The organism is Pseudoalteromonas sp. TB51 (assembly GCF_000498055.1).
Classification (GTDB): Bacteria; Pseudomonadota; Gammaproteobacteria; order Enterobacterales; family Alteromonadaceae; genus Pseudoalteromonas; species Pseudoalteromonas atlantica.
In genome coordinates, this window is record NZ_AUTO01000196.1 from 1 (window position 1) to 8,390 (window position 8,390).

Here is an 8,390-nt window from a genome sequence, read left to right on the forward strand (position 1 = left end):
ACTACCGATGGCAACGAATACCTATCTGTAGCGGCTATGTTACTGCCAACCAATGATGGCTTTGTAGGCCTTGATAGCTGGAAAGTTCCAACAGAAGCAGGCACCTACACTGTTTACCTCAATGGTTATGATGCAGGTACAGAAGCAAATAACGAACTTGTAGTAGAAGGCTCGGGTGCACCTGGTGTATTAGGTATCCCTGCTGCGCCAGGCGGCCAAGCAGGCACTAACGGTACAGGTATTACAACTGGCGATACAAATACGATGGTGCACATTCACCCGGGTGCCCTTGGCGATGATGACCTAGAAGGTGGAAACAGTGATTTGAATAACACTGTACACAGATGGTTAAACCCCGTTGCAAAATTAACTGTGACGGTTAAATAGGAGAGTTAATTATGTCATCTCTTTCTAATTTTAAAAAAAGTGCGCTTATTTTACTGTTAGCCAGCTCACTAGCCGCATGTGGCGATAACGATAATAACGACTCTATTGAAGAGCAAGAACCTGTGGTTGTTGTAGAGCCCGAACCTGTTGTTTATGAGTTTACTATCACTTTTAGTAACTTAACGGCTGGACAACCACTATCACCACTCTCGGTCATTGCATTTGATGAAACCCCACCATGGAAATTTGGTGAGACGGCTTCTGTCGGTTTAGAAATGATTGCTGAAAGCGGCGCTAATGAAGAGTACCTTAGCGATGAAAATGCACTTGCTTCAGTCTCGGCTGAAGGCGGTATTGGCCCTGGCGAAACAACCTCTGTAACCCTTTTAGTTGATGCACAAGATGTCCTTAATTTATCTTTTGCTGCCATGCTTGGGAATACAAATGACGCTTTTACCGGTCTTAATTCTGTAGATGTATCAACATTGGAAGTAGGCAGTTCAATATCACGAACGACGCCAGCTTACGATGCAGGTACGGAAGCAAATACAGAAACAGCTGACACTGTGCCTGGTCCCGCTGCTGGCGGCGAAGGGTTTAACGAAATACGCGACGATATTGCCGATATAATCACAATGCACCCAGGTGTTGTGTCTAATCAAGATGGCTTATCAAACTCTGCACTAGGTGCTGAACATAAGTTTGATAACCCAGTATCAAAAATCGTGATCACTCGTACACAGTAAAAACAGCTTGTAATGGGGATGTGAGGCGACACGGATGTCCCTTTTTTACGAGGTTAACCATGCGGCACGAAAAAATACTGGTAGTAGAAGACGACAGAGAAATAGGGCAATTAATAACAACTCAACTTGCTGCGTTAAATTTGCATGTTGACCATGTTGTAAGCGCTGAGCTCGCACTTAAAAAAATAGCAAAACAACCTTACGGGCTTATTTTACTGGATATAAACCTGCCACAAATGGATGGCTTGAGTTTATGCCGTAAAATTAAAGAGCACTACCCTACCATTTCCGTTATTTTACTTACCGCGCTCAGTAGCGATATGGATCGTGTAATTGGTCTTGAAATGGGTGCTGATGACTATATTTGCAAACCCTTTTTTGCTCGTGAATTACAAGCCCGCGTTAAAACACAATTACGCCACCGCTCACAACTTCTAGCGATTCAAAATAACGAAAACGACAGCCCGTGCAACGAACAAACGCTAAATATAGGCTCACTCAATATTGAATTTAGCTCACATCAAGTTTATTTAGACGAACAAGCACTTAACCTCACCGCCACTGAATTTGATTTACTGGTATATTTTGCTCGCCACCCAAACCATGTTTTTAGCCGCCAGCAATTGCTCGACAAAGTATGGGGGTATCAGCACAGCGGGTACGAGCATACTGTTAACTCACATATAAATAGGCTACGCGCCAAACTTGAGCTACATCATCAAGCGCCTATTATCGAAACCGTTTGGGGCGTTGGCTACAAACTAAACCCAAGCCAACTTACTTAAGAGCCTTATTATGAACCTATCTTTGTATCAAAAATTAGCGGTGTCGTTGGTGGTTATATTTTGCTTTATTTGTGCACTCGTTTACAGCTGGAGTAAACAACTAGAGCTCACCTCAAAACATCATGGCGAGCAAAACCTGCACTTAGCCCTTGCTGAGCATTTAGTACAAGATAACCCATTAATAAAAGAAGGCGTATACGACTACGCAGCTCTAGAAAACCTATTTCATACCTTAATGTTATTAGGCCCCGCATTTGAGTTTTATTTTGTAGATGAAAACGGAAAAATCCTCACTTACTCAGCAAAGCCTGGTAAAGTTAAACGCACTCATATTAATTTAGCCCCCTTAAAAAAGCTGATTAACAACCCAGCTGCAGCGCCAATTTATGGTGATGATCCAAGAAATAAAGCGCAGCAAAAAATATTCTCTGTAGCGCCTGTTTTTAATAACGATAAGCTGCAAGGGTACTTGTATGTAATTATTGGCGGTGAAGCTTACGATACCTCTTTAAACACAATTAAAAATAATGACAAACTATGGCTTGCCGCATTATGGCTTGGAGCTGCACTTGCATTTTTACTGATTGCGATGCTTATTTTACTGCGCTTTTTTACCAACCCTATTCAGCGATTAGCCCGTGATGTAAGCAATATTGAAGCAGCTAATTACAGCCTTACCGATACCAAGCTCAGTAACTATTCGACCCAAAAAAGTAACGAAGTGCACAGTTTAGGCCGTAACATTCAAGCCATGGTTACCCGGATTGACGAGCAATTTAAAGCACTTGAGCAAAGCGATAAACAGCGCAAGGAGTTGCTTACTCACTTATCTCACGATTTAAGAACCCCCCTTGCCTCTTTGCAGGGGTTTTTAGAGGTGCTTAATCAGTCGGGGTCGCAATTAAGCGCTCAAGAACAACAAGAATACTTACATGTATCCCTTAATAACTGCGCGCAGCTTAAACAGCTTATTGAACAAATTTTTGAATTAGCCCATTTAGAAAACGGCGAAATAAGCATTCACAAAGAAACCTTTAATTTAGGTGAGCTTATTTACGACTGCATTGCTAAGTTTTCTCTAACCGCCGAGAAAAAAGGCCTTAACTTAACGGTAGAGCCCGCAATTTGCGATTTTCCTGTTGTAGCCGATATTGCAAAACTTGAGCGTGTTTTAAGTAATTTAATTGATAACGCAATAAGGCACACACCTAAAGGCGGCAGCATAGCTGTAAATGTTAAGCGTATTGATGAAAAGCAATTATTTGTGCAGGTTTCTGACACCGGCGTGGGTATTAAGCATGATGAGCTAAACGCTATTTTTAATCCGCATTACCAGGCTTCAAATTCAAATAATGAAGGGCGCCAACAAGGTGGCTTAGGGTTGGCTATTTGTAAGGGGTTACTAAAACTTATGGACAGTGAAATAAATGTACAAAGTGAGCTGGGCAAAGGCACTATGTTTAGCTTTAACTTGCCGCAAAAAATAAAGGTATAGCCAACGGCTATACCTTTAGAACATTACTTAATTTTGATTAACTTATTTTTTAATACCAGCTAAATCAAGCATAAATGCATAGTTTAGCGCAGTATCTTCTAGGCGTTTAAAGCGACCAGACGCCCCGCCATGGCCGGCTTCCATATCTATTTTAAACAGCAGTTTATTATCATCTGTTTTATAGTCACGCAGCTTTGCAACCCACTTAGCCGGCTCAAAGTATTGAACTTGTGAGTCATGTAAACCGGTAGTCACTAACATATTAGGATACGCTTGCTTTGAGACTTGATCATACGGCGAGTACGACAGCATGTAATCGTAATATTCTTTTTCATTTGGGTTACCCCACTCACCATACTCATTGGTGGTAAGAGGTATGCTTGCATCAAGCATGGTGGTAACTACATCAACAAAAGGCACTGCTGCAACCACCCCTTTATATAGCTCTGGTGCTTGGTTAACCACCGCGCCCATTAATAAACCACCAGCACTACCGCCGTAGGCAAATATTTCGTCTTTTGCGCCATAACCTTGTGCCACTAATGATTTGGTTACATCAACAAAGTCGTTAAAAGTGTTCTTTTTAGTTAATAACTTTCCGTCTTCATACCATGGGCGTCCTAGCATTTGCGAACCACGCACATGCGCTATAGCAAACACAAAGCCACGGTCTAATAAGCTTAAACGTGAGCTTGAAAAAGTAGGGTCCATGGTGGCGCCGTACGAGCCATAACCATATTGCAGTAATGGGTTTGTGCCATCCTTTTTAAATGCATCTTTACGGTACACTAAGCTTACCGGCACTTTTATACCATCGCGCGCACCTACAAAAACACGCTCCGAGGCATAGTTATCTGCGTTAAAATCACCTAACACGGCTTGCTGTTTAAGTAGGGTTTTATCACCCGATTTAAGGTCAATATCGTACGACGAAACCGGTGTCGTCATACTGGTATAATAAACACGTAATTTGTCGCTGTTTATATCGTTGTTGCCATAGCTTGCAATGGTATAGGCACTGTCGTTAAAGCTTAGCGTGTGCTCACCTCCAGTCGATAAATGGCGTACAATAAGGCGCGACTGACCCAGTTCTCGCTCTTGATATACAAGGTAGTCTTTAAATAAATCAACGCCTTCTAGCTTAATATCATCGCGCGGCGCAATTACCGTTTGCCAATTTGCTTTATCATGCGCTTTATCTACATCCACCTTCATAAGCTGAAAGTTAACCGCATTTAAGTTAGTGACGATGTAATACGTATTGCCAAGCTTTGAAATACTGTATTCTAGGTCGTCCTCACGCTCAATTAAGCGCTTAGGTTTTGCTTTATTATCATCTGCGCTGAGTACCGACATACCAGAGGCATTGGTGCTGCTGTGCCAAATATATATTTCTGAGCCATCTTTGCTCTTACTAATACCCGTGTAATAACTTGTATCAGCTTCTTCGTAAATAAGTTCATCATCGCTTTGCGGTGTACCTAAAGTATGGCGAAAAACTTGATAGCCAAGTAAGGTTTGTGCATCTTTTTTAATGTAGTAAAAGGTTTTATTGTCGTTTGCCCAAATAACGCCGCCATTTGTTCCCTCAAGCGTGTCTTCGAGTAATTGACCTGTGGTTAAATCTTTTACCTTTATGGTGTAAATTCTACGGCTAACGGTATCTTCCCCGTACGCCATTAAATTTCCGTTAGTACTTACAGATAAGCCACTTACAGCAAAGTAGTCGTGATCTTTGGCCAACGCATTTACATCTAAAATAACTTGCTGATCAGTGCCTTTAAAATCGCTACTGCGAACATAGGTAGGGTATTCGTTTTCGCCACGCGTTTGCGATGAATAAAAATAGTCGCCTTTTTTAACAGGCACCGAGTCATCGTCTTTTTTAATACGCCCTTTCAACTCTTCAAATAACTTATCTTGCAATGTTTGAGTATGCGCAAGCATTGCCTCGGTATAAGCGTTTTCAGTATTTAAGTAACTTATAACGTCTGGCGCTTTACGCTCGTCATCACGCAACCAGTAGTAATCATCAATACGCGTATCGCCATGAATCGTCATTTCATGAGGTACTTTTTTAGCAATTGGCGCCACGGCGCTCACTGGTTTTTCTGTTTGTTGTGTTTGCATAGTAGTTGCTGTATCTGAAGGTGTACTTTTTGGCGCATTATCACACCCGGCTAGCACAGCGAGTGATAACGCGGCTAGCGTGAATGAAGAACGAATCATTATGAAATCTCTATGGTTTTTATTATTGGTGCTATTAAATATACCTAATAATAAAGCGTGGTGTAATTTAGTTTGTGAAGCTATGTAAAAAGGGAGCCGAGGCTCCCTTTAAAATAACGTGCTAGTTATAATATTACTTTTGTTTACGACGACGCATAAATGCAAACGGCGCAGCAAGTAACGTTAACCAAGCTAGTGAGCCCGATGAACCATTGCTTTCAGGCTCTGGTGTTGGCGTCACTGGCTGAGGGTCTGCAATGGTATCGTTAACAACGATTGATACCATAGTTTCTTCGGCGCTAGTGCCTGATGCTTCACGCACTGTGTATGTAAAGCTATCTTCACCAGAGAACTGTGCATTTGGCGTATAATCAATCGTGCCATCTTCATTCACGGTTGTAGAGCCATTTGCTGGTGCTGAAACCACTTCAACAGTTGATGCCACTAAGCTGCCTTTAATCCTTACACCTTTATGGGCAGAGAATTCTGCGTTTTCTGTTTCTGAAGAGGCTACTGCGTCAAATACAAAACGCGACTCAGCCATATCATTAGCTAATACATCAATAGTCACTGTTTGTTCTTCATCAACTTCTACTGCATCTGCAGCTGTGTAATGGCTGCGATCTTTTGCAAAGGCTTGATATTGAATATCAACAACACCGCCTTTGATTTGATCGACTAAGTAGCCACTACCAATAGCATTACCCGTTGGAACTGTGTCCAGCATTGCACCTACGTTGCCATCAGCAGACTCTACACCCGCTGAGTAAGGTGCAGGTAAAGCAGGCACATCAATGTAGTTCATACGAACTTCATCAGTCCCTTCTTTTAAGATCACTTGGAACGTGTACTTATCACCTAATGAACTACCCCAAAGCTCAACGTCATGCCATTCTACAACTACATAGCCGCTATCAAATTTAGCCACATAAAGATCACCGCCACCGCTCGTGCCACCAGCTAAATCAAAGTCAGCCCAAAGCGGCGCAATAACACCATTAGGTGTACGTGCATTAGGCATTGCTTGAGGGCTCCAGGAGTTAGTTGTATTTACATCTGCACCAACAGCAATAAAGCCGTTATCTGAGATAGTAAATGCTGAGTACTCTTTCCCATCAAAAATAAAGTCAGCTTCAACCGTAATAGTTATCTCATCACACCCGTCAGGACACGCTTGTGGTTCAATGCCTTCATCAGCCAATGAGAAGGTACCTAAGAAATCACTGCTGTTAATAGCAAATTCTTTTGGCCCTAATGTGCCCGTCCAAGTTAGTTCTTTATTGTCTTCACTTAATGTTACTTCACCTGCACCATTAGTCACTTCAACAACAGGGGCAGCACCTTTAAGAAGTTCTGCATTTTCGTCAAGTTTTACATTTACTGATAGCTCGTCAGTGAACAGAGTATTATTAAATTGCACACCTATTTTTGCAGGAGTAGAAGAATTTAAAGAATCGGCATCGACTGTTGCACTAAACACACTGCTATTTGTTGCTTCGTTATCGTAAATAGCAAATGGTAAGTGAGCGATTTGACCTGTCTCAGTATGAGTCCACACTACATGACCAAAGTTCCAACCTTTTACATCGTTAAATGTTGAATCAATATCTAAGTTAAATTCAGCCATGTCAGTGCTTGTTTCTGCACCTTCAGAGTCTGTGGAGGTAGAACCATGCGCGCCAAGCATAACGGTGCTAGGCGAAACTGTAATTTCAGCGCCTTGCATATCGGTTACTACTTTTGCAGTCCACTCACCGGCAGTATCAGTCATGTTTTGCACGGTATTTGAGAAACTACAAACACTTAAACAACTTGGATCGGCGTAAGAGCCATGATCAAATGTAAGTGCTGCCTCTAGCGCATTAGGCATATCTAATCGACCGGCACCTACATCAAATGCATCAGCTTTGGTAACTAAGTCTTCTTTATGTAGACCATCCATTTTAGATGAGCTCATAAGCGCCGTTTTGATTTGTACCGCATTCCACTCTGGGTGAGCTTGCTTCATCAATGCTGCTGCACCAGCAACATGAGGGCTTGCCATACTTGTGCCTGTAATCGCATTAAAGGTAATACCATTACCTTCATCTGGCGAGTACGCAGATAAAATATCTGTACCTGGCGCTGCAATATCAGGTTTTAAGAAGCTAGGCTCACCATTAGGACCACGCGAACTTGAAGAGTTTACTGCATCAGTAAATTTCTCTTGAATTGTTCTTTTAACACTAGGGTCGAGTGAAGCAATAACCGGCTCTTCAGCTGCAGTTAACAGCTCAACCAAGCTTAAACCATCATCTTGGCTAATCGCTGAGGCTGGAATTGTGGCGTCATCCATAGACATGCCCATTGCACCGCCAGCAACATTGTTGTGGATAATTACCGCTGTTGCACCTGCTTTTGCCGCATTTTCAGCTTTAGCTGAAAACGCACAGCTACCACGAGAGATAAGTGCAACAGAATCTGCAAATGAGATATCTTCAGCAAACTCTTCACACCCTTCAAAATTATCAGGAGCAATCACTTGCGCAGAAATAATAGGAAGTGAAATAGGGTCTGTTAATAAACTATTGCTTCCTTCAATGCTTAAATAGGTTTCGCCTGCCACTTCAATTTGTTGAGAGAAGAAACGCCCTGTTTGTGTATTAGCCACTGTTAAACCAGACTCAATACAGCTAGGACAACCAATAGTTTGTGCGCCGTTACCATCGTTACCTGCTGCGGTTACAACCACTACACCCGCTTCTTCAG

6 protein-coding genes are annotated in these 8,390 nt (G+C 42.2%); 4 read left to right on the forward strand and 2 right to left on the reverse strand.

All coding sequences use genetic code 11. The features are described 5' to 3' along the window. The 4 genes from L650_RS0110350 to L650_RS0110365 all read left to right on the forward strand — a co-directional run. Positions 1-387: spondin domain-containing protein (locus L650_RS0110350; RefSeq protein WP_029773057.1), on the forward strand; the 387-nt coding region annotated here is incomplete at its 5' end. An 11-nt stretch (positions 388-398) separates the two neighbouring features. After that, positions 399-1,133: a spondin domain-containing protein gene (locus L650_RS0110355; protein WP_029773058.1), complete on the forward strand. Its 735-nt coding sequence runs from the start codon at positions 399-401 to the stop codon at positions 1,131-1,133. Between the two features lie 59 nt (positions 1,134-1,192). After that, positions 1,193-1,918, forward strand: coding sequence for a response regulator transcription factor (locus tag L650_RS0110360; RefSeq protein WP_004589008.1), 726 nt, complete (start codon positions 1,193-1,195; stop codon positions 1,916-1,918). 10 nt (positions 1,919-1,928) lie between these two features. Further along, positions 1,929-3,413 carry a sensor histidine kinase gene (locus L650_RS0110365; RefSeq protein WP_029773059.1) on the forward strand — a complete coding sequence of 495 codons (1,485 nt, stop codon included), beginning with the start codon at positions 1,929-1,931 and terminating at the stop codon, positions 3,411-3,413. Positions 3,414-3,455: 42 nt separating this feature from the next. Here the strand turns inward: L650_RS0110365 and L650_RS0110370 are convergent, their stop codons facing one another. After that, positions 3,456-5,642 carry a S9 family peptidase gene (locus L650_RS0110370; protein ID WP_029773060.1) on the reverse strand — a complete coding sequence of 729 codons (2,187 nt, stop codon included), beginning with the start codon at positions 5,640-5,642 and terminating at the stop codon, positions 3,456-3,458. Positions 5,643-5,775: 133 nt separating this feature from the next. Continuing rightward, on the reverse strand, positions 5,776-8,390 hold a 2,615-nt coding region (locus tag L650_RS24765; RefSeq protein WP_029773061.1), incomplete at its 5' end, for a S8 family serine peptidase.

Bases quoted from the DNA above. Each gene is read 5' to 3' on its own strand.
- L650_RS0110360 (WP_004589008.1), top strand. From the start codon at position 1,193: ATGCGGCACGAAAAAATACTGGTAGTAGAAGACGACAGAGAAATAGGG.
- L650_RS0110365 (WP_029773059.1), top strand. From the start codon at position 1,929: ATGAACCTATCTTTGTATCAAAAATTAGCGGTGTCGTTGGTGGTTATA.
- L650_RS0110355 (WP_029773058.1), top strand. From the start codon at position 399: ATGTCATCTCTTTCTAATTTTAAAAAAAGTGCGCTTATTTTACTGTTA.
- L650_RS0110370 (WP_029773060.1), bottom strand. From the start codon at position 5,642: ATGATTCGTTCTTCATTCACGCTAGCCGCGTTATCACTCGCTGTGCTA.